The 25,863-nt window shown below is 61.8% G+C and carries 27 protein-coding genes, 3 tRNA genes and 1 other RNA gene; 19 read left to right on the forward strand and 12 right to left on the reverse strand.

Annotated features, from left to right (window positions below; all coding sequences use genetic code 11):
- Positions 1–24: 24 nt before the first annotated feature.
- Complete coding sequence (locus DV706_RS08065) at positions 25–738, reverse strand: lipoate--protein ligase family protein (RefSeq protein WP_006065127.1); 714 nt, start codon at positions 736–738, stop codon at positions 25–27.
- Between the two features lie 62 nt (positions 739–800).
- Between DV706_RS08065 and DV706_RS08070 the strand changes: the two genes are divergently transcribed.
- A complete protein-coding gene (locus DV706_RS08070; RefSeq protein WP_006065126.1) occupies positions 801–1,670 on the forward strand; it encodes a hypothetical protein in 870 nt (289 codons plus the stop codon).
- A 147-nt stretch (positions 1,671–1,817) separates the two neighbouring features.
- On the opposite strand, the gene DV706_RS08080 is transcribed toward DV706_RS08070, so the two are convergent.
- Positions 1,818–2,276, reverse strand: a complete 459-nt coding sequence (locus DV706_RS08080) for a DUF4385 domain-containing protein (protein ID WP_006065124.1) — start codon at positions 2,274–2,276, stop codon at positions 1,818–1,820.
- A 92-nt stretch (positions 2,277–2,368) separates the two neighbouring features.
- On the opposite strand from DV706_RS08080, the gene DV706_RS08085 reads away from it, so the two are divergent.
- On the forward strand, positions 2,369–2,854 hold the full coding sequence (locus DV706_RS08085) for a PaaI family thioesterase (protein ID WP_006065123.1): 486 nt from the start codon (positions 2,369–2,371) through the stop codon (positions 2,852–2,854).
- A gap of 24 nt (positions 2,855–2,878) precedes the next feature.
- Here the strand turns inward: DV706_RS08085 and DV706_RS08090 are convergent, their stop codons facing one another.
- From DV706_RS08090 to DV706_RS08095, 4 genes are read right to left on the reverse strand one after another with little or no spacing between them, the layout of a single operon-like run.
- Positions 2,879–3,058 (reverse strand): hypothetical protein, encoded by a 180-nt coding sequence (locus tag DV706_RS08090; protein WP_006065122.1) that lies wholly within the window; start codon positions 3,056–3,058, stop codon positions 2,879–2,881.
- A gap of 56 nt (positions 3,059–3,114) precedes the next feature.
- Positions 3,115–3,276 carry a hypothetical protein gene (locus DV706_RS21715; RefSeq protein ID WP_169331110.1) on the reverse strand — a complete coding sequence of 54 codons (162 nt, stop codon included), beginning with the start codon at positions 3,274–3,276 and terminating at the stop codon, positions 3,115–3,117.
- Positions 3,269–3,391 (reverse strand): hypothetical protein, encoded by a 123-nt coding sequence (locus DV706_RS22295; protein ID WP_275040520.1) that lies wholly within the window; start codon positions 3,389–3,391, stop codon positions 3,269–3,271. Before DV706_RS22295 ends, DV706_RS21715 begins: the two co-directional genes overlap by 8 nt.
- Before the next feature lie 34 nt (positions 3,392–3,425).
- Positions 3,426–4,007, reverse strand: coding sequence for a cysteine hydrolase family protein (locus DV706_RS08095; protein ID WP_006065120.1), 582 nt, complete (start codon positions 4,005–4,007; stop codon positions 3,426–3,428).
- A 132-nt stretch (positions 4,008–4,139) separates the two neighbouring features.
- Here DV706_RS08095 and DV706_RS08100 point away from each other — a divergent pair, with 132 nt between their 5' ends.
- From DV706_RS08100 to DV706_RS08110, 3 genes are read left to right on the forward strand one after another with little or no spacing between them, the layout of a single operon-like run.
- Complete coding sequence (locus DV706_RS08100; protein ID WP_006065119.1) at positions 4,140–5,834, forward strand: Hvo_1808 family surface protein; 1,695 nt, start codon at positions 4,140–4,142, stop codon at positions 5,832–5,834.
- A gap of 3 nt (positions 5,835–5,837) precedes the next feature.
- Positions 5,838–7,286: an Hvo_1808 family surface protein gene (locus DV706_RS08105; protein ID WP_006065118.1), complete on the forward strand. Its 1,449-nt coding sequence runs from the start codon at positions 5,838–5,840 to the stop codon at positions 7,284–7,286.
- Between the two features lie 30 nt (positions 7,287–7,316).
- Complete coding sequence (locus tag DV706_RS08110; protein WP_006065117.1) at positions 7,317–8,498, forward strand: nicotinate phosphoribosyltransferase; 1,182 nt, start codon at positions 7,317–7,319, stop codon at positions 8,496–8,498.
- Between the two features lie 210 nt (positions 8,499–8,708).
- Here DV706_RS08110 and DV706_RS08115 read toward each other — a convergent pair whose 3' ends face one another.
- Positions 8,709–9,308: a TIGR00296 family protein gene (locus tag DV706_RS08115; RefSeq protein WP_006065116.1), complete on the reverse strand. Its 600-nt coding sequence runs from the start codon at positions 9,306–9,308 to the stop codon at positions 8,709–8,711.
- A 245-nt stretch (positions 9,309–9,553) separates the two neighbouring features.
- On the opposite strand from DV706_RS08115, the gene rnpB reads away from it, so the two are divergent.
- Positions 9,554–9,904, forward strand: an RNA gene (rnpB, locus tag DV706_RS08120) — RNase P RNA component.
- 53 nt (positions 9,905–9,957) lie between these two features.
- On the opposite strand, the gene DV706_RS08125 is transcribed toward rnpB, so the two are convergent.
- The 3 genes from DV706_RS08125 to DV706_RS08135 all read right to left on the reverse strand — a co-directional run bounded on the left by DV706_RS08125 (position 9,958) and on the right by DV706_RS08135 (position 12,510).
- Positions 9,958–10,845, reverse strand: coding sequence for an esterase/lipase family protein (locus DV706_RS08125; protein ID WP_006065115.1), 888 nt, complete (start codon positions 10,843–10,845; stop codon positions 9,958–9,960).
- A gap of 59 nt (positions 10,846–10,904) precedes the next feature.
- Positions 10,905–12,110 carry an outer membrane protein assembly factor BamB family protein gene (locus tag DV706_RS08130; protein WP_006065114.1) on the reverse strand — a complete coding sequence of 402 codons (1,206 nt, stop codon included), beginning with the start codon at positions 12,108–12,110 and terminating at the stop codon, positions 10,905–10,907.
- A 327-nt stretch (positions 12,111–12,437) separates the two neighbouring features.
- A tRNA-Arg gene (locus DV706_RS08135) sits at positions 12,438–12,510 on the reverse strand.
- A gap of 310 nt (positions 12,511–12,820) precedes the next feature.
- Here DV706_RS08135 and DV706_RS08140 point away from each other — a divergent pair.
- The 3 genes from DV706_RS08140 (at position 12,821) to DV706_RS08150 (ending at position 15,800) form a co-directional block, all read left to right on the forward strand.
- Positions 12,821–14,272, forward strand: a complete 1,452-nt coding sequence (locus DV706_RS08140) for a single-stranded DNA binding protein (protein WP_006065113.1) — start codon at positions 12,821–12,823, stop codon at positions 14,270–14,272.
- 66 nt (positions 14,273–14,338) lie between these two features.
- The gene (locus DV706_RS08145; protein WP_006065112.1) at positions 14,339–14,770 is read left to right on the forward strand and encodes a histone; all 432 of its coding nucleotides are present in this window, start codon (positions 14,339–14,341) and stop codon (positions 14,768–14,770) included.
- 1 nt (position 14,771) lies between these two features.
- Positions 14,772–15,800: a histone deacetylase family protein gene (locus DV706_RS08150; RefSeq protein ID WP_006065111.1), complete on the forward strand. Its 1,029-nt coding sequence runs from the start codon at positions 14,772–14,774 to the stop codon at positions 15,798–15,800.
- A gap of 70 nt (positions 15,801–15,870) precedes the next feature.
- Here DV706_RS08150 and cca read toward each other — a convergent pair whose 3' ends face one another.
- Positions 15,871–17,274: a CCA tRNA nucleotidyltransferase gene (gene cca / locus DV706_RS08155; RefSeq protein WP_006065110.1), complete on the reverse strand. Its 1,404-nt coding sequence runs from the start codon at positions 17,272–17,274 to the stop codon at positions 15,871–15,873.
- 95 nt (positions 17,275–17,369) lie between these two features.
- On the opposite strand from cca, the gene DV706_RS08160 reads away from it, so the two are divergent.
- Positions 17,370–17,442, forward strand: a tRNA-Asn gene (locus DV706_RS08160).
- 163 nt (positions 17,443–17,605) lie between these two features.
- Positions 17,606–18,070: a group I intron-associated PD-(D/E)XK endonuclease gene (locus tag DV706_RS08165; RefSeq protein WP_006065109.1), complete on the forward strand. Its 465-nt coding sequence runs from the start codon at positions 17,606–17,608 to the stop codon at positions 18,068–18,070.
- A gap of 27 nt (positions 18,071–18,097) precedes the next feature.
- On the opposite strand, the gene DV706_RS08170 is transcribed toward DV706_RS08165, so the two are convergent.
- Complete coding sequence (locus DV706_RS08170; protein ID WP_006065108.1) at positions 18,098–18,520, reverse strand: CopG family ribbon-helix-helix protein; 423 nt, start codon at positions 18,518–18,520, stop codon at positions 18,098–18,100.
- Between the two features lie 109 nt (positions 18,521–18,629).
- Here DV706_RS08170 and DV706_RS08175 point away from each other — a divergent pair, with 109 nt between their 5' ends.
- The 8 genes from DV706_RS08175 (at position 18,630) to DV706_RS08215 (ending at position 25,819) form a co-directional block, all read left to right on the forward strand.
- A complete protein-coding gene (locus DV706_RS08175) occupies positions 18,630–19,835 on the forward strand; it encodes a GTP-binding protein (RefSeq protein ID WP_006065107.1) in 1,206 nt (401 codons plus the stop codon).
- Entirely contained in the window at positions 19,836–21,086 is a 1,251-nt protein-coding gene (locus DV706_RS08180; RefSeq protein WP_006065106.1) for a CobW family GTP-binding protein, read from the forward strand. It begins immediately after the preceding gene.
- 132 nt (positions 21,087–21,218) lie between these two features.
- Positions 21,219–21,812: a MogA/MoaB family molybdenum cofactor biosynthesis protein gene (locus DV706_RS08185; protein WP_006065105.1), complete on the forward strand. Its 594-nt coding sequence runs from the start codon at positions 21,219–21,221 to the stop codon at positions 21,810–21,812.
- Positions 21,813–22,021: 209 nt separating this feature from the next.
- Positions 22,022–22,129, forward strand: a tRNA-Ile gene (locus DV706_RS08190).
- A gap of 168 nt (positions 22,130–22,297) precedes the next feature.
- Entirely contained in the window at positions 22,298–22,537 is a 240-nt protein-coding gene (locus DV706_RS22035) for a DUF7563 family protein (protein ID WP_049889677.1), read from the forward strand.
- Positions 22,538–22,657: 120 nt separating this feature from the next.
- Positions 22,658–22,948, forward strand: coding sequence for a hypothetical protein (locus DV706_RS08200; protein WP_006065103.1), 291 nt, complete (start codon positions 22,658–22,660; stop codon positions 22,946–22,948).
- A gap of 2 nt (positions 22,949–22,950) precedes the next feature.
- Positions 22,951–24,573, forward strand: coding sequence for a DUF7845 domain-containing protein (locus tag DV706_RS08205; protein WP_006065102.1), 1,623 nt, complete (start codon positions 22,951–22,953; stop codon positions 24,571–24,573).
- Positions 24,574–24,916: 343 nt separating this feature from the next.
- Positions 24,917–25,819, forward strand: coding sequence for a S1 family peptidase (locus tag DV706_RS08215; protein WP_083902002.1), 903 nt, complete (start codon positions 24,917–24,919; stop codon positions 25,817–25,819).
- Positions 25,820–25,863: the final 44 nt, after the last annotated feature.

Here is a 25,863-nt window from a genome sequence, read left to right on the forward strand (position 1 = left end):
GAGCGGAAAAACGTTACCTCCTGTTCACCCGCCGCTGAGAGACTCGACCGTCAGGGCTTGTGTGTCGTCACCGATGAGGGCGTCCTCGAGTGCCCTGCGAACGACGGCGGGATCGGCGGGACCGTCGCCGGCTGCAATGGTCCCAACCGACTCGGGATCGAACGCGACGTCGAGGCGGTCATACACGTCTCCGAGGACGGCCGCGAGCAGCTCGCGGTTATCGACGAGGACGATACCGGCGACGATTGCGGCGTCCTGTCTAACTCGCTGGGCGATACCAGCGACCTTCTGTTGTCGGCCACTCGCAGTCAGCTGTGACACCGAATGCGTTCCGGGACAGAACGAATCTGTCGGCTCACCGCGGACGAGTTCGATGTCGCCCTCGAGTGATCGAAGTGCCTTCTCGACAGCGTCCGTAGTCCGCTCGTACCGTGCAGTCGTCCCACGGCGGAAATCCGCAGCCGGCTCAGCGCGGGCAAAGGCGATCGTCGTCTCGCCGTCGTAGGCGACCGCTCGCCCGCCGACGTCGCGCTCGATGGGTGGAAAGCCATGTTCACGGGCGAGTTCACGGGCCGACTCGTAGCCTTTGAGTCTGCAATCCCGCCGCCCAAAGGCGACCTGCTGGTGGGGCGTCCAGACACGCACTGCTGGTTCGCCCTCGGCGGCCGTCGAGAGCAGTCCGCGACTCACATCGCGGTCGGCTTCGATCGTCGCCTTTCGGCCACGAATCACTCGCATAGGCCCCTCTTTGCACCCGATGGACCTAAACGCTCCCGCTGCCCAGACGAAGCTGACAACGAATGGCCGTCATGCTCCCCGAGGCGCTGCTTGCGCGGTACAAGCGCTTCTCGCTCTACAACTCGCCATACCCCGCCCACGATGAGGGGTGTGCGATCGACCTCTACCCCGGCACGCTCCGGGACGGCCGGACGACGGCTGCGCCCAGCCCCGTCTCGGGGACCGTCCGCGAGACCAGAGCCGTTCGCGCGCCATCGAAACCCTACGCGCCCGAGCACGATTATCTTATCCTGCTCGAGTGTGACGGCCCGACCGAACTCGAGGGGCTGATTGCCCGAATCCTTCACGTCGACCCCACTGTCGAGGCCGGCCAGCACGTCGAACAGGGTGCGTCGCTTGGCACACTCGTTCGGGCTGGCTTTTTCGCCCCCTGGGTCGACAACCACCTCCACGTCGGCGTTCGCAGGCCCGACCAGAACCTTCACCGCGCGTCGGGGTCGCTCCCGCTCGAGGTAGGTGTCGACGTTCGCCCGCTTGCGTGGGATGGAACTGGAACGGTCGTCGCGACTGGCGAAACCTACGCCGTCCTCGATGCGCCGACACATCCCGCGCCGGGCGAGACGTTCGCCGGCGTTCGGGCCGACAATGGTGGCGTTCTCGACGGTGGGCTGCCCCACTACGACGGCGGCGGCGTCCACGGTGCCACTCAGGACGGTATCGTCTCGTTGAACGGCGAGCGACTCGGCGTCGCCGACGGCCGCACGATCACGTGGGACGACATCGTGGTCACGGCCAACGGTGAGGCGATCACCGGCTTGTCGCTGTTCTGTGCTCGAGACGCCGACTTCGGGGCGAAGCTGATTTGTCCGGATCGATCGTTCGACCTCGGGGAGCGCGTTCGAGTGCGGATCCGTCCGACTGACAGCCGTTGAGCCGTTCCGATCTACTCGTTAGTCGTTCTGCAACGTCTCCTCCTCGACGATTCGACCCCAGAACAGCGGCGTCTCGGTCGACCGATCGCGGATGTAGAAGACGAAGAGTCGGTCGACGACCATTTGAGCTTGCCGCGAACGAGTAGCTCACTCATGGCGATCGCGGTGGCGCGCTTTCGCCTGCTGGTAGGCGTCGTCTTCGCGGACACGCTCCCAGTAAGCTTCGAAGCCGAGCGCCGCCGCCCGTTTATCCTCGTCGGCCCACTGCTGCGGTTCGCGCTCAGACCCGTTTTCCCGGTATTTCCGCCCGCCGGGATACTTCGCGTAGCGCATCGCCCGTGTGTACCCCATCTGGAGGTACTTCCGGGCCATGTCCATCCCTGGAAAGTCCCCCTCCTCGCGGTAGTGTTCGTACTGTTCGTAGATCGCTTCGGCCGACTCACGGGCCGCCTCCTCGTCTTTGTACGACCACAGCGGGAGCAGTTCGCCCTTGTACGGTTCGACCTTGAAGACGCCCTCCTCGCCGCGACCGATCCCGTACCGCTCCGGTCGATCGCGAAAGTCGACATCGTACTCGGGGCCGTCTGAGTCGGACGGGACATCCATACCAGCCCTACGGTCGGAAATCAAATCAACCCTCGACAACGTGACAATCGAGAAACGTAGCCGTAAAGAGCGTCGATAGCAGACCACAGGGCATGACCGACGACACGCAGCCAACTCCCGAGGAGTTCGCTGATCTCGAGAGCCTGCTGCAGTACTTTATCGAGGAGAATCAGGAGTTCCTCTCGTGGATCGGCACGACCGTCGAACACATCGGCGAGGGGACGATGACGCTGTCGGTGCCCTACGACGAGAAACTGAGCAACAAGCGACCGACCCCGTCGGGTGACGGGCGGGCGGATCTCCACGGTGGGATCGCCGCGACGCTGATCGATACGGCCGGTGGCCTCGCCCTGCGGACGGCGATGGACAACCCCTTCGATGCACGAATCGCGACGATCAACCTGAACGTCAACTACCTCCGCCCCGCGGTCGGCGACCTCGTGGCGACGGCGAACGTGGTCCGCGTCGGCGGCAGCGTCGGCGTCAGCGAGATTATGGTCGAGAGCACCACGCCCGACGGCGAGACACGTGAAGTTGCGACTGGGCAGGGTGCGTTTCGCATTTTCCGGCCAGAGTAAGGCGCGCCCTCGCCTCGAGAGGGCTTAGCCGTCCGTTTGGGAGCCGTCGTCGGTGTGGGTGGCCGGTTGATCGGACTCACTCGAGCGATGCTGGCTTCGGTGTGTAAGCCAGAGCCGTCCGTGGAGATAACAGCCGATCGCGGCGACGACGACGAAGTAGAGATAGATCGCGGCTTCGATGGGAGCTGGAACCGACTCGAGCATTGGGCTCGGGTTCGAGTGCCCGCAGTATACGACTCCGCCTGCAGTGAGACACGCTTTTAGGCGGTTGTCAGCATCCAGTAGCGCACGCCGAGATACAGCATGACGATCCCGAACGTGACGGCAAACAGCGGCGAGCCGTCCATGGCTGCATACACCAATGCGATCGCGTTCAGTCCGATTCCGAGGAGATACATCGACCGCAGTCGGCGACTACTCATGCTGGCCACCTGCGCTCTCGGTGCTGTTGGACGGATACACGGTGGTTCGCGCAAGGAGGTTGCCGTTTGCCGGTCGCTCGAGGGGTGTCGTCTGTGCGGTCCGATGGGTGCTCATACCACCTCCTTGGTACGGCGCGTTGAAAACGCTCTCACTTCGCGCCGTCGAACTCGAGGTCGTCGCTCGTGACGACCTCGCCGAACAGCCAGTCGGCGTGCTCGAGGGCGTACTCGTGGTGGTCGTCCTCGATCGCGCCGATGCAGTCGTCGACCATGAGCGGCCGGAAGTCTCGCAGGCCAGCGCTGCCGCCGGTGTGGAGCACACAGACGTTGGCGAGGGTGCCACAGATCACGAGGTCGTCGATCCCGCGGGCGTTGAGCCACCCCTCGAGTTCCGTGTTGTAGAAGGCGTCGTAGGTGTGCTTTTCGACGACGAGATCGGCCGCATCAGCCGGGAGTTCGTCGACGATTTCTGCCTCCCAGGAGCCCTCGAGGACGTGTTCGCCCCACTGCTCGAACTCGTCGTAGTAGTGGGCATCGTCGAACTGCTCGGGCGGGTGGACGTCCTGCGTGTAGACCAGCCACGCGCCGGCGTCGCGGGCGTGCTCGATGAGGTCGGCGATCGGCTCGATAACTGCCTCGCTCCCCGGCGCGTACAGCGAGCCGTCGGGGTGACAGAAGCCGTTTTGCATATCGACGACTACGACCGCCGTGTGTGCTGGCTCGAGGTGCATCTGTACGGGATTCTACGAGGCGATTCGTAAAAACATTCGCGACGGTTCGACCCAACCCCTGCTGACAGCGTCTGTCGCCGTCGACCAGCGATCTTTTGACGCTCGCCTTCGTACGATTCCCATCCTCTCGAAATGACGGCCACACTGACGCGGACGCGACTGCTTGTTGCGCTCGTTGCGATATCGACGCTCGTTCTGACACTGGCCGTAGCCGGTGGGATGGTCCCGGGGATGTTCGGAGACGATTCGACCGACCGGCCGGCCGATCCCACCACCGAAGACACCGTCGGCTACGTCAACGGCTACTGGTACGACGATGCGCTCCCAGTCGACGACCGTGACGATGCCGTCGTCGACGACGGTGACGAACTCGAGTCGGTCGTCTACCGGTCGATGGCACGCGTCGAAGTGATTCGTGAGCTCACCTTCGAGGGCGACGTGCCGGTCGAGGTCATCTCCCGCGAGGAGTTCGCCGACGACCACGACGACGTCTTCCTCGAGTTGAGCGACGACGAACGTCTCGAGCAGGACGTTACCTACGAGGCGCTGTTCATGGTCGACCGTGACACCAACGCGGGAGACGAACTCGAAACGATGTACAGCGGTGCCGTCGGCGGCTACTACGATCCGGAGACCGATCAGGTCGTGCTCGTCTCGGATAATACAGAGACACCCGAACTGGATGAGGTCATCCTCGGCCATGAACTGCTCCACGCGCTCCAAGACCAGCAGTTCGATCTGACGAGTTACGACCGGGAGACGATCGACCAGGACGCTGCGAAAAACGGGCTCATCGAGGGCGATGCCGTCTGGGTCGAAGACGAGTACGACCACCGATGTGGGGCCGAGTGGGACTGTCTCACCCCTGGCGAATCCCACGCTGACCAGTTCGGTGAGGTGAACTGGGGGCTCTACATGACGCTTTTCCAGCCGTACAACGACGGCCCGGCGTACGTCGATCAGTTGCTCGAGGCCGACGACGACTGGGCAGCGGTGAACGCGGCCTACGACGAGCCGCCGACGAGTTCGTCGACGGTGATCCACACGGACACAGACCGCGAGCCGGTCGAGATCACGATCGACGACCGCTCGAGCGAGGACTGGGACCGGCTCGAGGTTGACGGCGAACCCACGACACAGACGGCCGGCGAGGCCGCGATGGTGTCGATGTTCGGCGCTGACGTCCACGACCGGGGGCAGCCGTCCGTGATCGACTCGGATGCACTCCTCACCGACGATCTGTCGGGGTACGACTACGACCAGCCGTACACGGACGGCTGGGCCGGCGACGAACTACTCCTGTACGTCGATGCGGACGCTGACGACCCCGAACCGGCCGACACCGGCTACGTCTGGGAGACTGAGTGGCACTCGAGCGAGGACGCCCAGCAGTTCCTCACGGGCTATCTCGAGTTGCTCGACATTCACGACGCCGAACCCGTCGACGACCGACAAGACACCTACGTGATCGACGACGAGTTCCCCGGGGCGTACGCCATCGAACACGACGGCGAGACGGTGACGATCGTTCGTGCGCCGTCGGTCGACGACCTCGAGGGGATCGCGGCTGGTGTCGCACCCGAGGGTGAGGACACACTCGAGCGTGTCGCCGTGGACGACAACGGCGACGGTGACGACACTGACGACGACAACAGCGACTCACTCCCCGGCTTTGCCGGTCCCGGGGCGGTGTTCGGCATCTCGATCTGGGTTCTCGTGGCGAGACGGAAAGACGGCTCCGTTCGTGGCTGGATCGGTCGCCGGACGCAGATGGCGACGCTCTCCGAGGACAGCGAGCAGTATATGACGCCGCCGTCACAACGGTAGCCAATGCACCGGAGTCGCCTCGCACTGTTCGCCGTCGTGGCGCTGGTCGTGCTCTCGGGCTGTACCCTTCCCGACTCGCCGGACCAGTTCGACACCGACCGTGAACTCGGCGCTGTTGGCGACTACACCCACGACGACGTCTTCGAGTTCGACGACACCGAGGCAGTTACCGAGTCCCAACTCGAGGCGGTCAAATATCGCTCGATGGCTCGAATCGAGGTCCTCCGCGGGCTGAAGTTCAAACACGACGTTGAACTCGAACTCATCACCAGAGACGAGTATCGCAGCCAACGCGGCGAGCCCGAGTCAGCATCGGTGTTTACGAACGAACTCTGGCGCGGGGCGTTCATCGTCGATGGCGAGACGGACGTCAATCACGCGATGGACAACCTCTACGGCGGTGCCGTCCAGGGCTACTACACGAACGACCGGATCGTCATCATCGCAGACGACACAGACGCGGTTCGGATCGACCGCGAAACGCTGGTCCACGAACTCGTCCACGCGCTGCAAGACCAGCACTTCGGCCTCGAGCGCCACGGCGAGACGATCGACGAACAGCGAGCCGATCTCGGCTTGCTCGAGGGAGAGGCAAACTATCTGCCGTATCTGTACGACCAGCGCTGTGGCGCCGAGTGGCAGTGCGTTCCCGCCGACGACGGGCCGGCCGGTGAGATCAGTCCCGGCGAGCGCCCGTTCAACGCCGGCCTCTTTCTCTCGATCTACACGCCGTACTCGGAGGGGCCGCCGTTCGTCGCCCACCTCCGCGAGCGTGGCGGCTGGGACGCCGTCGACCGCGCCTACGAGCGCTATCCGGCAAGCACCAGCCAGCTGATCCATCCCGAACGCTACCCGGATGACGAGCCAGTTGCCGTCGAGATCCCCGATCGCTCGAGCGAGGACTGGGTTGCCTACGGCCCCGAGGGCGACCCTCGAACGGAGACGATCGGTGAGGGGACCCTGTTCGCGGCGCTGTGGGCCAACGGCGTTATCGATCGATCGCTGACTGAAGGCAGTACTGAGCTCTCTCCGTACAACTACTCCCATCCGGCGACCGACGGCTGGGTCGGCGACTCGTTTCAGGTCTATCTGGATACGGCCGAAGACGACCGGACTGGCTACGTCTGGCACCTCGAGTGGGAGCGCTCCGACGATGCCGAAGCGTTCGCCGACGCCTATCGAACCCTCCTCGAGAATCGCGGCGGTGCGCCGGTCGATGCCGTCGACGACGCCTACCGAATCCCCGACAGCGAGCCCTTTGGCGGGGCCTACCGAGTCACCGTCTCCGGCGACACGGTCGAGATCGTTGGCGCACCGCTGGCGATCGATCTGGAAGCGGTCCACGCGAGCGAGGCGAACGCGTCGGCACAGGGCACCGTCGAGACGACAGCGCCCGTTACTCCCGGCCCCGCGTCGATACCGTCGGCGGCGACAGCGTCGGCAGACGGGTAGCTTATTTGCCTCCCCCGGGAAGTCGTCGACATGTCAAACCCGTTCGGAACCGTCCCAGCGGCGGCGATCCTCGAGGGCCGCGCGACGGATGCATACTTCGAGCGCACTCGGAGCACCCTCGAGCACGCGGGGAAAGATCCCCATGTCGTCGCCGAGGTGACCGCTGATCAGTTCCCTACCGGCTCGTTCGAAGTCTTTACCGGCATCAGCGACGTCGCCACGCTGTTCGAGGGCCGAAACGTCGATATCGATGCCTTGCCCGACGGCCAACTGTTCGACGGCGGTCCAGTGATGCGAATCGAGGGCCCGTACCTCGAGTTCGCCGAACTCGAGACCTCCCTGCTCGGATTTCTGTCTCAGCCCAGTGGGTTCGCGACGGCCGCTCTCGAGACGCGACTGGCGGCCCCTGATTCGACCGTCCTCTCCTTTGGTGCGCGCCACGTCCATCCCTCGATCGCTGCGACGGTCGAACGCGCCGCGTTGCTCGCCGGTCTCGATGGGTTCTCGCACGTCGCCGCAGGCGAGATTATCGGTCGCGAGGCGGGTGGCACGATGCCCCACGCACTCATGTTCTGTTTCGGCGAGGGCAACCAGGCCGACGCGTGGCGCGCCTTCGACGAGGCCGTCGGCGAGGACGTCCCGCGGATCGCCCTCGCGGATACCTTCTGGGATGAAAAAAGCGAGAGCCTGCTGGCCGCTGAGACGCTCGGCGACGACCTCGATGGCGTTCGGATCGACACCACGGGCTCCCGTCGCGGCGACTTCCGACACATCATCCGTGAAGTTCGGTGGGAACTCGACGCCCGAGGCCACGAAGATGTCGATATCTTCTGTAGCGGCGGGCTCGGCCCCGACGCGATCGAAAATCTGCGTGACGTTGCGGATGGCTTCGGCGTTGGCAGCTATATTACGGGCGCCGAATCGGTCGACTTCAGCCTCGATATCGTCGAAATAAGCGAGGGATCGGCGAGGTCCTCGAGCGAACCGATCTCCAAGCGTGGGAAACTCTCCGGCGTGAAAGCGGTGTACCGAACGGCCGACGGTGGTCACCACGTCGCACTCGCCGACAGCGGCGGGCCAGCAGACGGCGAGGCCTTACTCGAGCCACTGGTTCGGGACGGCGAGGTCGTTCGGGAGTTCGACCTCGAGGCCGCGAGCGAGCGGTGTCTGGCCGATGCCGAAGCGGTCGGGTTCGACCCGTCGGCGGAGTAATCCGCTCGCGCTTCGACTCGTTTCTCGGCATTACCGCCGCTGAATCTCTACACGGGGCCTCTTTCGTCGGACTCGTGGCGAACCACCCACCGTTCGATCGAGACGTATCGCTGACCCGAGCGACGGCTCTCCAAGCGTGATCGCTACCAGAAGACGCTGTATCGAAACGACTCGACTCGAGCGAGGGACTACGACTTGTCGCAGTGTTCGTTATAGTTCTTCGATGCTACCGTCGGCTTCGCGCTCGCGGAAGACCTGTCCTTCAAACAGCGTGACGATGACGTCGTCGTCCTGCCAGGCCCCCGGCGCGAGTTTGGCTTTTCGGCACGTGCGGTCGAGGTACTCGCGAGCGCTCCAGCCGTTCTCGACGGGCACCGTCGGATACAGCCAGCCACCCTCGCCGCCGTCGATGGCGACGCCGTGGGTTCCGAGTTCGAGGTCGGCCAGTGGGTCATCTGTCAGGACGACGCTTTTGACTGTACAGACCGAGACAGTGAGGTTCGGGAGTTCCGAGGGTGTCACCTCGGAGCTACACGAATCCTCGCTTGCGGCTTCGATCGCTGCGTCCACGATGACGTGCCCGAGCTGATCTGCCGACTGATAGCCGCCAGCACAGCCACGGAGGCTGCCGCGACCTCGTGTCGACTCGAGGCGGACGAACGCGCCAGTTCGCTCATAAAAGGCCTCGCGCATGCTGCCCGGTTGTTCTCGTTGACCGTGTTGTACGTAAGATTCGACGGATTCACGCGCGAGTTCGACGGCGCGTGCCCCGTCTTCGTAGGAAAGGTCGACGCCCTGTCGCTGGGACATACAACTGTATATGGCTGGTGCCGTCCTAAAGCGCTTCTATTCCATCTGGGCGTCATCTCTTCCGCCGACCGGGGGACTTATTCGCCCGACACTCATAGGACGACTGGGAGAGAGAGCCTGGCTGCCGCGGTGATCAACTGGCAACGGGGCAATCACAGATGACTGTTGCTCGTCTTTCGAGACGTGCAACACACCCGCGTTGGCCCCCCTCGGGTGGCCGACGCACCAACGTGGTCCATCCCTCCGGGATGTGCCACGCTCGCGAGGAAAGTCCCCCCACCTGTTCGGGCAGGTGACCGGGCGCAAGCCCGGAGCGGAAGACCGCTGGCTCTGGAACAGAAACGACACGTCTCGGCCCGACCGATGATGCGTGCGAACCCAACCGAGAGGACGGGGAGTTGACCTGCAGAGGGTTGGGCTGGTCGAACGATCCGTTCGACACCCCACACAGACGGCCGAGGATCGATGGAACGGCGAATCCTCACCGGTGCAAGTCCATGCCGTGGTAGCCCGAACACCCCGCGGCCTCGCCGCGGACGGCATGGACGCTCAGCCGAATGCCGGGATGAACAGAAGGGGGCTTACTCCTCTCACCCAGTTTTCTACCTCGAGTGACGACGCTTTCGACTCGGACGGATTCGTCCACCACTCACTCGAAGTCGGCTCTGAGTTGGGACACACAGCCGACGTCGGGCTTGATGTAGTCGCAGTGGTCGTCGACGTCGTCGGTGACGTCGACGTCAGTGTAGTGTTCCGGCGTCGTGCCGCTAGCATCGGTTATCCAGCCACTGCTGCAGTCTGCGCCGCCACAGCCGAGGCCGCTCGAGAGCGACTGTATATCGTAGCCGTAACAGACGTTGTCATCGGCTTCGGAATGATAGTTGAAAACGGCCTCGGCGCTGGTGTCGATACCGGAGGCGTATTCGCCGTCCGTACAGACCGAATCGTCGTCCGCGGCGGTTCCGACCAGCGTGACAGTCCCAACGGTGGCGTCGTCCAGCGCTGTGAGCGTCTCGAGGCAAACCCGCCCACCGAGTGAGTGGCCGACCAGCCGAACCGTGGTCTCCTCGGGGTCGACGCGATCGGCCTCGAGCCACGAGGCGAGGCGATCACCAGCCGTCTCAGTAGTGCCCTCGGCGCGCCAATAGTTGGGCGTGTCTGCCTCCCACGACGCGGCGACCACCGGCTCGTCGTAGTCGTTCGCCTCGAGGGCGCCCTCGAGCGTGGCGGCTTGATCGGTGCTGGTCTCCAGTCCGAGCCAGCCGTGGACGAAGATGACGACCTCGTCGGCGTCCGCTATGGCGTCGGCATTCGATGCCGTGGGATTCCCGCTGGTGAGGTCGATTTCCGGATACTCCGCCGGTGCACTCGTCCAGTCGTCACAGCCCGTAAACTCCGACGCCGATGCCGACCCGGTCGCTCCAGCCAGGCCCCCAGCGCCGACCGCCGTGGCGGCCGTCGTCCGAAGCAGTCGGCGGCGGCTGACGGTGGCCGGGTTCGTGTCGTCGCCGTCCGCTCGTGTGTGTCGTTCGCTCATGCCGTGTTTCGAGTGGTATCTCGAGGCGAGTAGGGCCCATGCAGGCAGCTTCCGGGGCCCTACGAGAGCACGAGCAACGCCGCGGTGTCGTCGCCTTCGAACCGACTAACGTCCGTCGTCACGAACAGCTTTCCGCCGGCTGCGGTCACGTAGCCGACGTTGTCTGGCTCCTCACGATCGAACCGTTCCCTACCGATCCGCAGCGAGCGAATCCCGTATCCGCCGCCGACGTCGAACGCTCGGAGTCGGTCGCCGCCGACGTACACCGTATCGCCAACGACGATCGGTGGATTCCGGGAACTGCGTCCGATGTCGGCTCGCCACAGATTATCTCCGTCGTTCGCGTCGAGCGCGTACAGCGTCGAACCCGAGCGGGCGAGGACGGTCCGGTGGCCGATCGCGAGTCCGTCGTTTCCGAAGCCGCCGAGATCCGTCTGCCACTCACGCTTTCCGCTGATATCGAAGTAGGTGACCGAGCCGTCACCGCCCGCGACCGCGACGCCGTGGCCGACCCGACGGTCGCTCGAGGTCAGGACGATCGGCGCACTCGAGATGCCCGCCTCGATCGTCCGTCGCCACTCGACGCGGCCCTCCCAGCGGTTGATGCGGTACAGTTCGCCGCCTCTGGTCGCGACGAACAGCCAGTCGGCGTACTTCGCGATCGCGTACTGTGCGATTCCGAGCAGTTCCTGTTCCCACAGCTCCTCGCCGGTCTCCGCGTCGAGCGCGTGGACGGCGTTGCCGCCAGCCACGTAGACGCGCCCGTCGTCGGTGTCCGTTACCGTGAGGGAGCTCTCGCTGATGATTCGCTCGAGTTCGAACGACCAGTCGACCGCGCCCGTTTCGAGGTCTCGAGCCGTCAGTACCTCGCGCTCTGGAACGTAGGCCGTGTCGTCGAACACCGTTGGCGAGCCCTGGTACGAGTAGGGCTCGTTCTCCGGATCGATCGACCAGCGTCGCTCGCTCGTCTCCCTGTCGAACGCGACGATATCGCGTCCCGTGTTCACGAGGACGGTGTCGTCGGTCACGATCGGTTCGCCGGTCGCCGTCGATGACTCGAGGTCGATACGCCACTCGATGTCCGGCTCGTCCCGTGGTGCCGCGCCGTAAGGGACGGCTCTCGAGTTCCGAAGGTCGGCACCGACGGTCAGCCACGTGTAGTCGTCGTCGGTTCCCGGCTCGTCGGTGCGGCTGCCGAGACAGCCAGCGACTGTCGCGGTACCCGCAACTCCGACTCCGAGGAGGAGTTCTCGCCTGGAGGGCATTTAGTACGAATCGTTGACGTGTCGAGATGAGTTTTGTGATTGGATCTGTTACTCGCTGTGGATGCGCTCGAAAAAGCGTCCTGACGGAGTCCAACGCGAACGAAGTGAGCGTTGGGCACGTCAGGACCGAACGACGAAGCGAGTGCTGAACAACGTGAAGCACTCGAAAGGAGTGAGCGTCCTGACGGAGATTTGAACACGCCGAGACGTTCCGGGTCGCTCACTGCGTTCGCTCCCGGACTGCGACTCGTCTGCTCAAATCTCCGTATTGGAGTTTCCTTCAGCACGGACTGCTCGCTACGCTCGCAGTGTTGTGCTGAAGAGAAACGTCCTGACGGAGATTTGAACTCCGGTCCCTGGCTCCGCAAGCCAAGAGGATAGTCCACTACCCTACCAGGACTCATCTCATCGTAATCGCGTGGACATTAAAGGCCTTTCGAAAGAAGGTCGTCGTATACGGGCTATATCGCCCGATCATGCGTGTTTCAGACTGTCACGACACCGGGTTGGCGTTGGCCGTCCGACACGTGAGTTTATATACCGAGGCGGGGCCAGCAGGGGTATGCATTCGGACGCGATCGCTGTCCGGCCGACCGGGCAAAAGCGACCTCGAGTGGGCAGTGTACAACGATTGGCTCGGATCGATCGATGGGGGCAAACACACCGAATGGACAATGCTTATGCGCGGGCTACCCATGCACGAGCATAGAATGAGCGACATCGAGGGCGTATATGAAGACCTCGAGGCCGACGTTTCTCTCGAAGAGTTTCGCGAGGCCGTCGAGGAAAAAGTCGAGCAGATGGGTGGACTTGCAGACGAAGAGACTGCGGCGATGCTCATCGCTCACGAGGTTGGGGAGAGCGAGGTCGGTGGCATCGCCGATATCGAGCCCGGAATGGAAGAAGCGAAGTTCGTCGCCAAAGTGACCAGTATCGGCGAGGTTCGAACGTTCGAACGCGACGGCGAGGACGAAGACGGCCGCGTCGTCAACGTCGAAGTCGCCGACGAAACTGGCGCCGTGCGCGCGGCTTTCTGGGATGACCACGCCGAGGCGGCGATCGAAGAGCTCGAGGAAGGGCAGGTACTGCGAATCAAGGGCCGGCCCAAAGAAGGGTTCAGCGGCGTCGAAATCAGTGTCGATCAGGTCGAACCCGATCCGGACACCGAGATCGAAGTGCAAGTGACCGATACACACACGGTCGAGGCGCTGTCGCTGGGCCTTTCGAACGTCAATCTCGTTGGACTCGTCCTCGATACCGGCAGTGTCCGGACGTTCGACCGCGACGACGGCTCCGAAGGAAAGGTGTCGAACCTCACACTTGGGGATTCAACCGGGCGCGTGCGCGTGACGCTGTGGGACGAGCAGGCTGATCTCGCGACGGAGATTGAATCGAACACGACCGTTGAGGTGATCGACGGCTACGTCAAAGAACGCGACGGCAGTCTCGAACTCCACGTCGGCAACCGCGGTGCTGTCGAAGAAGTCGACGAAGACGTCGAGTACGTTCCTGAGAGCACGCCGATCGAAGCCGTCGAGATCGGTCAAACGGTCGATATCGCTGGTGTCGTTCGCTCGGCCGATCCGAAACGTACCTTCGACCGCGACGACGGCTCCGAAGGGCAGGTCCGAAACATTCGCGTTCAGGATGCAACCGGCGATATCCGTGTCGCACTCTGGGGCGAAAAAGCAGACCACGACATCGGCCCGGGCGACGAGGTCGCACTGGGTGACGTCGAGATCCAGGACGGCTGGCAGGACGACCTCGAGGCCTCTGCGGGCTGGCAGTCGACGATCACGGTGCTCGAGTCCGAGTCGGCGACCGCCGATGAGAGCGAGGCGAGTGGCTCGAGCGACGAGAACGCCGGTCTGTCGGCGTTTGCCGGATCCGACGGCAGCGACGGTGCCAGTGAGACGGCCAGCGGTGGAACTGAAACCGATGACGAAGCCGCCACGGCCAACCCCGATGGGACGGATGATCCGACGAACGGAGAGGAACTCGAGTTCACCGGCGTCGTCGTGCAGGCCGGCAATCCGGTCGTTCTCGATGATGGTGAGACGACGATGAGCGTCGAGACGGACGCTGATGTCGGTCTCGGCGAGGAGCTAACCGCCAGAGGAGTCGTCCGCGACGGTCGGCTCGAGGCAAACGACGTCTTCTGAGGTCACGAGCAACCACATTGCGCGCCTAGGAAAAGCGTTAAGGGAGTTACCTTCGCCTATCATTGTATGAACGTCGAACTCCCGTTCGCCCCGGTGGATACGATCATCCGGCGGAACGCGGGCGATCTTCGGGTGAGTGCCGACGCGTCGAAGGAACTCGCAACACGAATCCAAGAACACGGAAGTGAGCTCGCGATCGGGGCCGCTGAGCGAGCGACCGAAGACGGGCGCAAGACGCTGATGGCGGCGGATTTTGGCGTCGAGACTGTCGTCGACAAAGACGATCTCGAGTTGCCGGTCGCACCCGTTGATCGTATCGCCAGACTTGACATTGACGATCGGTATCGCGTCTCGATGGACGCCCGCATTGCCCTCGCAGACATCCTCGAGGACTACGCGGACAACGTTGCCCGGGCAGCAGCGATCCTTGCACACCACGCTGACCGCCGGACGATCATCGACGACGATATCGAGACATACTTTTCGTTGTTCGAGTGAGATGCAGTTTGGTTACAGCGAGGTCTGCCTCGCACATGATCCCGGTTCGCGCCACCCCGAGACGCCGGACCGGCTACGAGCGATTCGAGAGCGACTGAAACGAAAACACGGCGTCGAGTACGTCAACGCCGACCCATGCGACCTCGAGACGATGGCGGCCGTCCACGAACAGGCGTATCTCGAGTCCGTCAAGCAGTTCTGTGCTGACGGTGGGGGAAACTGGGATCCCGACACGACTGCCGTCGAGGAGACCTGGGATGCGGTTCGTCACAGTGTAGGGCTTGCCTGCTGGGCCGTGGATGCGGCCCTCGAGGGACAAAACGGCCGAAAAACACCGTTTTCGATCGGCCGACCGCCGGGGCACCACGCCGTCTACGACGACGCGATGGGCTTTTGTTTCGTCAACAACGTCGCCGTTGCCGCCCAGCACGCCCTCGATACCGACGACCACGACGTTGATCGGGTTGCGATCGTCGACTGGGACGTCCATCACGGGAACGGGACACAGGACATCTTCTACGAGCGCGACGACGTCTTTTTCGTCTCGATACACGAACAGGGGCTCTACCCTGGCACAGGGGCCATCGACGAGACCGGAACAGGCGACGGCGATGGAACGACGCTGAACATCCCGATGCCCGCCGGCACGGACGACCAGGACTATCTGTCGGCGGTCGAAGGACCGATCGTCAGCGCCCTCACCGAGTTCGACCCCGACTGTCTGCTGATCAGTGCCGGCTTCGACGCCCATCGTCACGACCCGATCTCACGGATTCGACTCTCAACGGAGGCGTACGCCCTGATGACCGACCGACTGCGGACACTTGCCGACGACACCGACGCCGCACTCGCGTTCATCCTCGAGGGTGGCTACGGACTCGACGTCCTCGCCGACAGCGTCGCCATCGTTCACGAAACGTTCGACGGCCGCGCCCCGATCGAACCCGACGCTGGCTGTAGCGACAAGGCTGCGTCGACGCTCGAGGATGTGGCCGACGAACACGGACTCGAGCACGACTTCGACGGCTGAAGACACGTTTTTCTCCGGTTCGTCTGTTTTGAACTGTGAGTCCCCGCTTCGATTCAGACGGCAGACCGTCTCAGGGACGTGGATCGAAGTATCTCGAAAGTGCGGTCTCGAACGCGTCTAAGAGGGCCGTTATCTCTTCACCAACGAGAACCGTGTACTCGTCTTCGAGTGCTGTTTCGACGTGGGCTCCAAGGCCGACATCGAAGAGCCGATCGCTCTCGAGGAACTCGCGGGCAGTGGTAAACTCACGTGGCCGCTCGGTGACATACCGGCCGTCTTCGATAAAGGGGCCGTACGTCTCGGGGTCGTCAGCGTAGGTCTCGTAGAACCCCTCGGCATGCGTTCGGACGTGGACTGGGGGACCCTCGTGGCGCTCGACAGCGGGTCGCTCGCTGGCGGCGAGTTCGACGAGAATCGCTGCCGTCTCGCCGGCCATCGCCGTCGCACGGAGGACGTCGAAGCCCCGATCATTGAGTCCGCTCGTGATTCCGTCGAGCGACTTCTGGAGCTGTGGATACAGCTGATCTTCGACGAGATCCGGTGCCGCAAACTGGATGACGACGGGGGTCGTCGCCCGACGCTCGACGTGGCTGCAAAGCTCGGCTTTCGTAAGCGGCTCCGGCTCGTCGGGTTCGAACAGTTCGACCCGTGGCTCCTCGAGAAACTCACGCGCATAGTGTTGAAACCGGGCGACGTTTTCGGCCGAACAGACGGCGGCAACGTTGCGTTCGGGATCAGTCGGATCGATGACGACGAGTGGATCCGCAAACGTTTCTCGACCGTGGTCTTCGGGATCGAGTTCGACCGGCGGCTGCCAGTCAGCCGCAGCCTCGAGCAGCGGCCGAAAGCCGCCGTACTCACAGACGAGCAGTTCGGTTAGATAGCCGCTGAACCCTCGCGTCCGGAGGTCGCTGCCGTACGCGCCGATGCCCTTCAAGAACTGCTTTGTGAGGCGGACGTCCGCAGCGAGCTCGTCGTCGAGTCGCTGCTCGAGATACTGGGTGTGAAACGGTGTCCGATCGACGGCCGACCGGATCTCGGTCGCCGACTCGAGGCGAAAACAGGGGACGACATCGATATCGAACCCTTCGACGGTGCCTTTGACGTAGGGATGCTCGGCGTACTCCTCGTGACCATCGGGCAGCGTTTCGTGGCCGACTTCGAGGCCGTACTGCTCGAGGGCCTCGCGGTCGACCGTCGGGGGGAATCGAACGAAGATATCGATGTCGCGATCGCCGCTGATCCAGGTGTCTCTGGCCGTCGAGCCGACTTGCAACACGTCGGCGTCCGGACAGCGCTCTCTCGCGGCGCTCTCGGCGCGACTGGAGAGTCTAGTTGCGACGTTACGGAGGTTGGCTCGCTCCGCTGTGTCTGGCTCGATGTGGTCGTAGACCTCGGCGATAACCGACTCGATGTCGTCGGCGTTCATCCTGGTGGGTTCGTGTTCCCCACACTCGGTATCCTCCTTACTCATTGGGCGATGGTACTCGAGCAGTGCGTGAAAGGGTGTCGAACACAGTGCAGGGAAAACGAAAGCCCTATCAAATACACCCGGCTACTTGGAAATGAGCCGAAGTAGCTCAGATGGTAGAGCACCTCGCTGTTAACGAGGTTGTCCCAGGTTCGAGTCCTGGCTTCGGCGTCCGATACATTTCGAAGATTTTTGGGCTGTGAGATTAGCCTTTCCAGTCGTGCTGATTTTCGGCGGAGCAATCTGACAGAATAGCACCGTTGTGTACTCGAGTGAAACTGCCACGTGCCACTGACCACTGTGGTTTATATTGGATCGGGCGGCGAACTCGTCCATGCCCGATCGAACGGCGTGTTACGACGAACTTCAGGAGCCGCAAAAACGCGGCCAGGCGACCGAAGCGATCATTCAGTCGGCGTTTGTGTTGCGCGACATTCCCGTTCTCGTGCCGACCTACGGCACCGAATCCTACGATCTGGTCGTCGAAGTCGGCGGCCGGTTCCATCGAATTCAGTGCAAGACGGCCTACCGAAAACGCGAGGGAACGGTCGAATTCGAAACGGTCAGTGCCCACCTCGGTCAAGACGGCTCTGATCGGTGTGGATACGACGGCCGTGCGGCGTATTTCGCAGTCTACGACCCGATCAACGACAACCAGTATCTGATCCCCGTCTCGGAGCGCACACGCGACACGATGGAACTCCGTGTTCGAGAGTCAGCCACTGACCACCGCGTCGGGATCGATTGGGCTGGGGAGTATCGACTCGAGAATCAACTCGAAGAACTTCGCCGACCCTAGTGTCGTCTGCGGAGTACAACAACCGGCTCACGCGTCCTGTAACTGGTTCATGCTCTCGAGTGGGACCAGCGAGTAGTCGACGGCCTCGACATCTTCGATTGCACGCAGTTTGCCAACGAACGTAGAAATATCTTCGAGATCTGCCTCGAGGACGAACAGATCGACACAGTAGTCGTCAACATGACTGTGGTCGTTCGAGGCAATGTGGTCGTTGTGCTCGTGTCGAAGCTCTGTGACGCGTCGCTCGACGTGCCGTGTGCCGAAATCATAGAAGACGCTGATGACGCCGGCGAGAGAACTGTCCTCGAGACGGTCATCGTCGAACTCGGTGAGCAGCGCCCGTGCACCCTCGCGGACGACCTCGCTACGACCAGTGTAGTCGTGTTCTGCGGCGTGGGCATCGAGTCGTTCGATCAGTTCGGTTGGCATCGAGACGCTGACGACAGGCATCGGTGTTATGAATGAGCATAGGTGAGATGATATATTTTGTTATGACTTCGGCTGACGATATGTAATAACTAACCTTAACAAGACACGAGGTCATATTCACAATCGATCTATGACCGACGATCGCATTCCAGTAACTGTCCTGAGTGGCCCTCTTGGTGCTGGCAAGACAACTGTCCTCAATCATATCCTGACCGCTGATCACGGCTTCGAAGTTGCCGTTGTGGTCAACGACATGGGTGACGTCAACGTCGACGCCGAACACGTCGCCCAACAGACCGACCTCGGTGCCGACGAGGAGATCATCGAACTCTCGAACGGCTGTATCTGCTGTCGGCTGCGTGGTGATATGCTCGATGAGGTCGGACAGCTTGCCGATCGCCTCGAGTTCGACTACCTGCTGGTCGAATCGTCGGGGATTTCGGAACCCATTCCAGTCGCCCAGACGTTCGCAATGGGCTTTGAGGATGCCGACTTCGATCCCACCGACACGTACAGACTGGACACGATGGTTACCGTCGTCAACGCTCACAGCATCTGGGAGGCGTTCGACTTCGGGACTGCACTGACGGGCCAGCAACTCGAAGACGACTCCGGACGCGTCCCCGAGGAGGTCTTGCTCGATCAGATCGAGTTCTGTGACGTCCTCTTGCTCAACAAATGCGATCTCGTTCCGGACGACGCACTCGAGGAGATCGAAGCCGTCCTCGAACGACTTCAGCCCAGTGCGGATCTCATCCGGACAGAGTTCGGAGACATCGATCCGGACGATATCCTCGGCACCGGGGAGTTCGATTTCCAGCGCGCAAAGGCGTCGGCGGGCTGGAAACACGAACTCCAGCATGACCATCACCACGATCCACGGGAGGAACACGGCGTCACGTCGTTCGTCTACCAGCGGGATCGGCCGTTCCACCCCGAACGGATCGCGTCGCTCCTGACAGCCCTCCCAAACGAACTCATCCGTGCGAAAGGGTTCTTTTGGAGTGCCGGTCGTGAAGACGTCGCAATGGGTATCGACAAAGCCGGGACGTCGGTCCGAGCCGGCCCGGCGGGAGAGTGGCTTGCAACGCTGCCCGAAGCCGAACGCGAGCAGTATTTCGCCGCACGGCCGGGGATCAAAGACGACTGGGATGATCAGTGGGGTGATCGAATGACTCGTCTGGTCTTTATCGGTCGTGACTTCGAGAGCGACACGCTGATCGACCGCCTCGATGAGTGTCTGCTAACCGAACGCGAGATGACTGACAACTGGGACACGTACGCCGATCCGTTCGAACCGGAAGAACGACGTGAACTCGCGCTCGCAAACGAATAAATGAGCGTTCCGGTCACCATCCTCTGTGGCGAACTCGGCGCTGGCAAGACGACCCTGCTTTCGGAGCTCCTCGAGACAAGCGAGCGCGATATCGCAGTGTTAGTCAACGATGTCGGTGCGGTCAACGTCGACGCGGACCTCGTCGAAGCCCGAACCGATCTGACGACTGGCGAAGAAGTACTCGCCCTCGAGAACGGCTGTATCTGCTGTAGCCTCGGTGGCGAACTCTCACGGTCGGTCATCCAGCTCTGGAAGGAACACGACTTCGAGTATCTGATCGTCGAAGCTTCCGGCATCGGCGAACCCGAACCGATTGCGCGCCAGTTCGTTCGCGGCCCTGCAGGCGGCCCGTACGACCTCGACGCAGTCATCACCGTCGTCGATGCGCGTCGGTTTTACGACCGGTTTGGCGACAGCGCTGCCGACGAGCCACCAACTCGACAGGGGCCAGACAAAACTGGGAGCCGGCCACTGGCGGATCTGCTACTCGAGCAAGTCGAGTTCTGTGACCTGCTCGTCGTGAACAAATGCGACCTCGTCTCTACTGCCGAGCGCGAACGCGTCGTGGCACTGCTCGAGACGCTCCAGCCCCGTGCCGAAGTCGTGACGACCGAATACGGTGATGTCGATCCTGAAACGCTGCTCGACAGCAAACGCTTCGACCTCGAGGCGGCCACCGAGTCAGCCGGCTGGAAACAGCTCCTCGAGGACGAGACAGAGCACGAAGAGTCCAACGCAGCCGCTCACGACCACGACCACGACCACGACCACGACCACGAGCACAGCCATCCATCAGAGCGCTATGGGATCGCGGTCGACACCTACCATCGACAGCGGCCGTTCCATCCCGAGCGCTTTGTCGCCTTGCTTGCTGACCTTCCTGACGGCCTCGTGCGCGCGAAGGGGCTGTGCTGGGTCGCTAACCGCGAACGCCAGGCGATCACAATGAGCTACGCCGGCACGGAGACAACCCTCGAGGTTACCGGCCGCTGGATCGCCAGCCTCTCGGACGAACGGCAGGCAGCGTTCCGCGACAGCCAGCCCGATCTCACGTGGGACGAAGAGTGGGGTGACCGCGAGACCCGACTCGCGCTCATCGGCCGCAACCTGGCGATGGACGACTTGCAGGCTCGACTCGATCACTGCCTGCTCACCGACGACGAGCTGGACGCTGACTGGTCGACCTTCGAAAACCCTGCCCCGACGGGAATGGGCGACATGACGACCGTGGTGAGCGACGAGCAGCCCTGATTCACCTCGAGTGACCGTCTCGGCAGTGCCAGTCACGGACGACTATCGACGGCGTGCAGTCGCCGATCGATTGCTCTCCCGAATGCTGCCGCGAGGGGAGGGATTATCGCCTTCCAGCATGGATGTCACCGTATGACAGTCGATAGAGACGATCGGAGAACGACTGACGATCATGGCCACGACATCATCAACCCGCTGTACGTCGCCATCGTGACGGTCTCGAGTTCGCGTGCACAGGCTGCTGAGGATGACCCGGACGATCCAGGCGGGGACACCATTCAGGCGTGTTTCGAAGCCGAGGGCCACGAGGTACACGAACGAGTGCTGGTCCGAGACGACTACTCGGCGATTCGAACTGCAGTCCGCGGCCTCGTCGCGCGTCGGGATATCGATATCGTGCTCACCACCGGCGGCACGGGCGTCACTGCAGACGATGTCTCACCGGAGGCAACGCAGTCGCTGTTCGAGCGCGAGCTGCCCGGCTTCGGCGAACTGTTTCGGTCACTGTCGTGGGACGAGGTCGGCACTCGAGCGATGGCTTCGCGTGCAACGGCAGGCATCGCCGTCGACACGCCGGTGTTCTGTCTCCCCGGGAGTACGAACGCCTGCCAAACCGCCTGTGAGAAACTCATCGTCCCCGAAGCCCCACACCTCGCCGGGCTTGCAACACGCCATCGACAAGCCGGAACTGATCAGTCGCTGTCGGACTACCAGTCCGACGAGTAACGCCGCCACGAGCTTTTGGGCTCTTTCTCGAAGCAACCACGACCAACTGCGATCCACACCAGTGTCGCTTCAGCTGTCGGCGCTGTGGCTTGTCTGCGTGCCAACAGGTAACTTGCTCGAGTGAGTCTGTGGAGAGTATGTCAGTGACCATGTCACTCGAACAGGACAGCAACCGTTAACTACGGCGCGCGTTTTGCCTCGAATAGAAGGGGCCCTTAGCTCAGTCTGGTTAGAGCGCTCGGCTCATAACACGGCTGCGAGTTGCTGCGGTTGTGTGAGACACCGAGTGGTCGATGGTTCGAATCCGTCAGGGCCCATCCGCAAAAAACCCGTTCTGTGGCCGATCACTATTCGGCTGCAAACCAACGACTGAACCACCCGAAACCACTGTTTTCGGTTTCGGAAACAGGGGCCTCTGAACCGGAACCGAACCAGCCACTGGTTCCGGGTCGCCGCCTGCTTGCGATTTTCGTGTCCGAAACGGGGTGGTCGGCGTGACGGTTTCACCCTGGCCGTCTGTCGATACCTCGAGTTGTCATCACTGCGGTGCCCACGTTACCGATCGGTTCTGCCGTGTGTTCGGTGACAACCGCGATCGAGCCCACCGCTGTGGTGAGTGTGATACCTACGCTCGACTGAGCCGCGGTTCGGCAGCTGGAGAAGATGTCTCGGTTCCAGATCCAGAGACATCGCCTGGCCGTCACGGTGGTGAGGTCGATGCGTGAGGAACCATTTGTTCCGGCGAGTCGGCTCTACAACGTCAGGAGTCAAACGCCCATAGCCCATCCGGCCCACCAAGCCACAGACGAGGATGTTCGTCGCGCGCTTGAGGACGGTGGTTCGCGATGAGTGTCGACGGTGATCGCGACGGCCGCGACCTCGAGGCGGAACTCGAGAGTGCTGGTGCCGGAACGGTCGGCATTCCCGTCGACGCGATTTGCGTGGGCTGTGGGCGGATTCGAGTCAAGCGCTCGAGCCTCGAGGAACTGGACCAGAAGCTACACGTCGATCCCGACACGCTCGAGGCGAGTGATCTCACGTCGTTCAAGCACGTCTGTCATCCTTGCAAGGGCGCGACGTGGTGGAACCCGGTTTCGGTGCTGACTGGGTTGCTCGAGAGCGAGGGAGGTGAGTAGCGGTGTCGCAAGTCGAAACGACACCGCACGAGGTAGAGGGGCGCTGGAAGTGGGCCGACTGGGGCCGCGGGCCGTACGATGCGCTCTCGTCAGTGATGCTCGGTGCGCCGTTCGAGGGCTATCTCGAACTGGACATCGAAGTTGACGGCGAGCCGTGGCACCTGGAGGTAAGCTACAGCAAGTCCGGATTCGCCCCGCGACTGTCGGACGGAATCAACGCTGAGCGGCTGTACGAGTGGGACATCAAAGGCCGTGGGCGAGGCGAGCGGAAAGCATCGTACAATATCTCGCCACGGTTTCCGAACATGCGCCACTGGGAGACTGGCGATCCGATACAGCTCCCGTGGGAGAATCAGGTCGGCGATGTCGACGGTGTAGACGTCGAGTTCCACACTAGTAACATCGAACCCGAACGCGGGCTCGAGTTGCTGCCGGAGTTCTACGCGGCGATCTTTGAGCACGCAAACGAACGGATCTATCCCGAATACTTCCGGACCGAACCCCACGCGGCGAGTCGGATGTGGGCGTACGAGCGCTACGTCCGGATTCGACGGGAGTGGGCGGAAAAGCTCTCGTCGGCCGGGGTGCTCCAGAAGGTCGCGCTGTATCTTTCCGACCTGGAGGGAATCAAAGCCGAGCTCCACATCGACAACAAGGAGATCGTCAATCACCAGAACCGGCTGTTTCTGAACCCAGCCTCGGCTGGGAAGCTCATGCCGGGCCACACCTACGGACGAAAGCTCGAGATCTACCAGCTGGCCGATCCGGATGCGGTCTCGAAAGATCACCCGTCCTACCATCCGAAGGTGGAGGTGCTGGTGAACAAGTCGATGAACGACAAGAAGGCATGGGCGTGGGCCGATCGCCACGACGTGACCGAGCAGATCGAGGAGACGCTGTTGAACGCGCTCCACTGGGAAGACATCCCGCTTGGTCCTGACGGGAACGGCGTGTACATTCCGGATGATCACTTCGACGCTGTGGCTCGAGACGATCTAGTGGAACTGTACGATGATCCGACGCCACGCCTCGAGGCGAAGTCGGACCACCTGTTGATGACGACGCTGCGAGACATGGGCGAGACAGCTCGGGATGTTACCGAGACAGTTGCGACCGACGGCGGTGGCACGGTCGACGATCTCGCCGACCAGCTGGGCAAGCATCCCGCGACGATCTACCGAGCGATCCAAGACCTCGGTGACATCTTCGAACTGGATCAAGGGCAGATCTCGTTCCGTGCCCGGAAGTATCGCGAGGAACTTCGCGGCCTCGTCGAGTCGGCCGAGTACGCGATCGAGAGCTACGCCGATCGGATGCAACACATCATGGGCCTGGCCGACCACGTTGCAGAACTCTCGCCGTTTCAGAAGTGGCTCGCAGAGAACGGTGCCGACCTCGAGTTCGACGAGGCTGGGAATCCGAAGAAGCTCCGTGTCGATACGATTCTCTCGATGCTGAAAGGCAACAGCTACGAAAACGCTCAGCGAGTCGCCCGTGAGGCGATCGAGAAGTGGCGCAAGTCGGGTAACGATCCGGCTGGCTTCGCGAGAATCCACATGGTTTGGCAGTCACCGGAAGGCGACACTGCGGCCCGTCCGCTCGGGAAGCTCGCGCCCGACTGGTAGCGCCGTCCCTCTGAGTGGCAACACTCGCCCGACACTTCTTTTCAGCAATTCAGATTGTGTTAGATGTGTTACTGTCCAACTGTAGTTGTTGTTCACTCTTCGAGAGCGGGGTCGGCACGGCGATCGCACCGCAACCGCAGCGGGGTCGTTTCGCGCTGCGCGCGAAAGCCCCCTTGGCGGGTGTCCCCAAGGGGACTGAGCCAAAAAATTACATCGCCCCGCCCCTGCCTCCGCACGCGGATCTCCAGTTGAAGCAGGCGAAACCTAGGTCAGTGATCCCCCCGTGCAACTTTGCATTTTGACCTATAGTTTGTAGTACTTGGAGACACTGAGATAGAATAAGATGAATAACATGAATCCCGTATTTTCCACGGTAACGATACTTAAGGTCAATAATGGTGCTGATTTTGGGACTGGCTTCTTTTACAACCTCCTTGACCGGACCTATATCGTAACTAACAAACACGTCCTCTCACCAGAAGAAGGCGAACCGGCGGAGGAGATCCGCTTTTTTATCCGTGACTTTGGTGACATGGAGTCTATAAATTGGATCACGATTTCAGTAGAAGATGGAATTGGTGAAGATTGGTTTGAACCTCCTCTAAATGAGTCATTGGATTATGATATAGATATAGCAGTTATACCAATAAATCAAAGACTATCAGATTTTTCTGAATACATCAACACTAGTTCTCCAAATATAGAAACAGGGAGTACTGCATTCACTCCAGAAATGATTATGCGGGGTGATGATATTGTTTCAGGAGGAGATGTGGTCTTAGTAATAGGATACCCTGATGGATTATTAGATAGTGGGTCATATTTCCCACTTCTTAGAGATGCTAGGATATCTACGCCCTTCGGTGCTGCTTTTCAACGGCAACCCAAGTTCATCACAGATGCGATGATGTATCCAGGGATGAGTGGTTCTCCAATTGTAGCAGGGCCTCGAACCTTGAAGAATCCGGCTACAGGAGGGTTGCGTACGAGTTCTCGGGGATTTGCTCTGCTAGGTGTGCATTCGGACAATTATCAGAGACCCCACGGTGAAACTGTAGAGCGTTTAAACCTGAATGCTGGATGGTATGCGATGATGATTAATATTGCAATTCAAGAATTTCACGAGAAGGAGAGTGATTTATCGCCAGAGGAGGTCATAGAAAAAATCCATGAGGAACATCCTGGTGCGCTTGAATTCGACCCGAATGTCATCAAACACTTGATTAAGGACCTGGGTCAGGAGTAGGGTTTTAGCGGCTCTTTTTCTCGACATCTACGGGGTTGCACGTC

The sequence above is a fragment of the Natronorubrum bangense genome, from assembly GCF_004799645.1.
In the GTDB taxonomy this organism is placed as follows: domain Archaea; phylum Halobacteriota; class Halobacteria; order Halobacteriales; family Natrialbaceae; genus Natronorubrum; species Natronorubrum bangense.

Bases quoted from the DNA above. Each gene is read 5' to 3' on its own strand.
- DV706_RS08065 (WP_006065127.1), bottom strand. From the start codon at position 738: ATGCGAGTGATTCGTGGCCGAAAGGCGACGATCGAAGCCGACCGCGAT.
- DV706_RS08070 (WP_006065126.1), top strand. From the start codon at position 801: ATGGCCGTCATGCTCCCCGAGGCGCTGCTTGCGCGGTACAAGCGCTTC.
- DV706_RS08080 (WP_006065124.1), bottom strand. From the start codon at position 2,276: ATGGATGTCCCGTCCGACTCAGACGGCCCCGAGTACGATGTCGACTTT.
- DV706_RS08085 (WP_006065123.1), top strand. From the start codon at position 2,369: ATGACCGACGACACGCAGCCAACTCCCGAGGAGTTCGCTGATCTCGAG.
- DV706_RS08090 (WP_006065122.1), bottom strand. From the start codon at position 3,058: ATGCTCGAGTCGGTTCCAGCTCCCATCGAAGCCGCGATCTATCTCTAC.
- DV706_RS21715 (WP_169331110.1), bottom strand. From the start codon at position 3,276: ATGAGTAGTCGCCGACTGCGGTCGATGTATCTCCTCGGAATCGGACTG.
- DV706_RS22295 (WP_275040520.1), bottom strand. From the start codon at position 3,391: ATGAGCACCCATCGGACCGCACAGACGACACCCCTCGAGCGACCGGCA.
- DV706_RS08095 (WP_006065120.1), bottom strand. From the start codon at position 4,007: ATGCACCTCGAGCCAGCACACACGGCGGTCGTAGTCGTCGATATGCAA.
- DV706_RS08100 (WP_006065119.1), top strand. From the start codon at position 4,140: ATGACGGCCACACTGACGCGGACGCGACTGCTTGTTGCGCTCGTTGCG.
- DV706_RS08105 (WP_006065118.1), top strand. From the start codon at position 5,838: ATGCACCGGAGTCGCCTCGCACTGTTCGCCGTCGTGGCGCTGGTCGTG.
- DV706_RS08110 (WP_006065117.1), top strand. From the start codon at position 7,317: ATGTCAAACCCGTTCGGAACCGTCCCAGCGGCGGCGATCCTCGAGGGC.
- DV706_RS08115 (WP_006065116.1), bottom strand. From the start codon at position 9,308: ATGTCCCAGCGACAGGGCGTCGACCTTTCCTACGAAGACGGGGCACGC.
- DV706_RS08125 (WP_006065115.1), bottom strand. From the start codon at position 10,845: ATGAGCGAACGACACACACGAGCGGACGGCGACGACACGAACCCGGCC.
- DV706_RS08130 (WP_006065114.1), bottom strand. From the start codon at position 12,110: ATGCCCTCCAGGCGAGAACTCCTCCTCGGAGTCGGAGTTGCGGGTACC.
- DV706_RS08140 (WP_006065113.1), top strand. From the start codon at position 12,821: ATGAGCGACATCGAGGGCGTATATGAAGACCTCGAGGCCGACGTTTCT.
- DV706_RS08145 (WP_006065112.1), top strand. From the start codon at position 14,339: ATGAACGTCGAACTCCCGTTCGCCCCGGTGGATACGATCATCCGGCGG.
- DV706_RS08150 (WP_006065111.1), top strand. From the start codon at position 14,772: ATGCAGTTTGGTTACAGCGAGGTCTGCCTCGCACATGATCCCGGTTCG.
- cca (WP_006065110.1), bottom strand. From the start codon at position 17,274: ATGAGTAAGGAGGATACCGAGTGTGGGGAACACGAACCCACCAGGATG.
- DV706_RS08165 (WP_006065109.1), top strand. From the start codon at position 17,606: ATGCCCGATCGAACGGCGTGTTACGACGAACTTCAGGAGCCGCAAAAA.
- DV706_RS08170 (WP_006065108.1), bottom strand. From the start codon at position 18,520: ATGCCTGTCGTCAGCGTCTCGATGCCAACCGAACTGATCGAACGACTC.
- DV706_RS08175 (WP_006065107.1), top strand. From the start codon at position 18,630: ATGACCGACGATCGCATTCCAGTAACTGTCCTGAGTGGCCCTCTTGGT.
- DV706_RS08180 (WP_006065106.1), top strand. From the start codon at position 19,836: ATGAGCGTTCCGGTCACCATCCTCTGTGGCGAACTCGGCGCTGGCAAG.
- DV706_RS08185 (WP_006065105.1), top strand. From the start codon at position 21,219: ATGACAGTCGATAGAGACGATCGGAGAACGACTGACGATCATGGCCAC.
- DV706_RS08200 (WP_006065103.1), top strand. From the start codon at position 22,658: ATGAGTGTCGACGGTGATCGCGACGGCCGCGACCTCGAGGCGGAACTC.
- DV706_RS08215 (WP_083902002.1), top strand. From the start codon at position 24,917: ATGAATAACATGAATCCCGTATTTTCCACGGTAACGATACTTAAGGTC.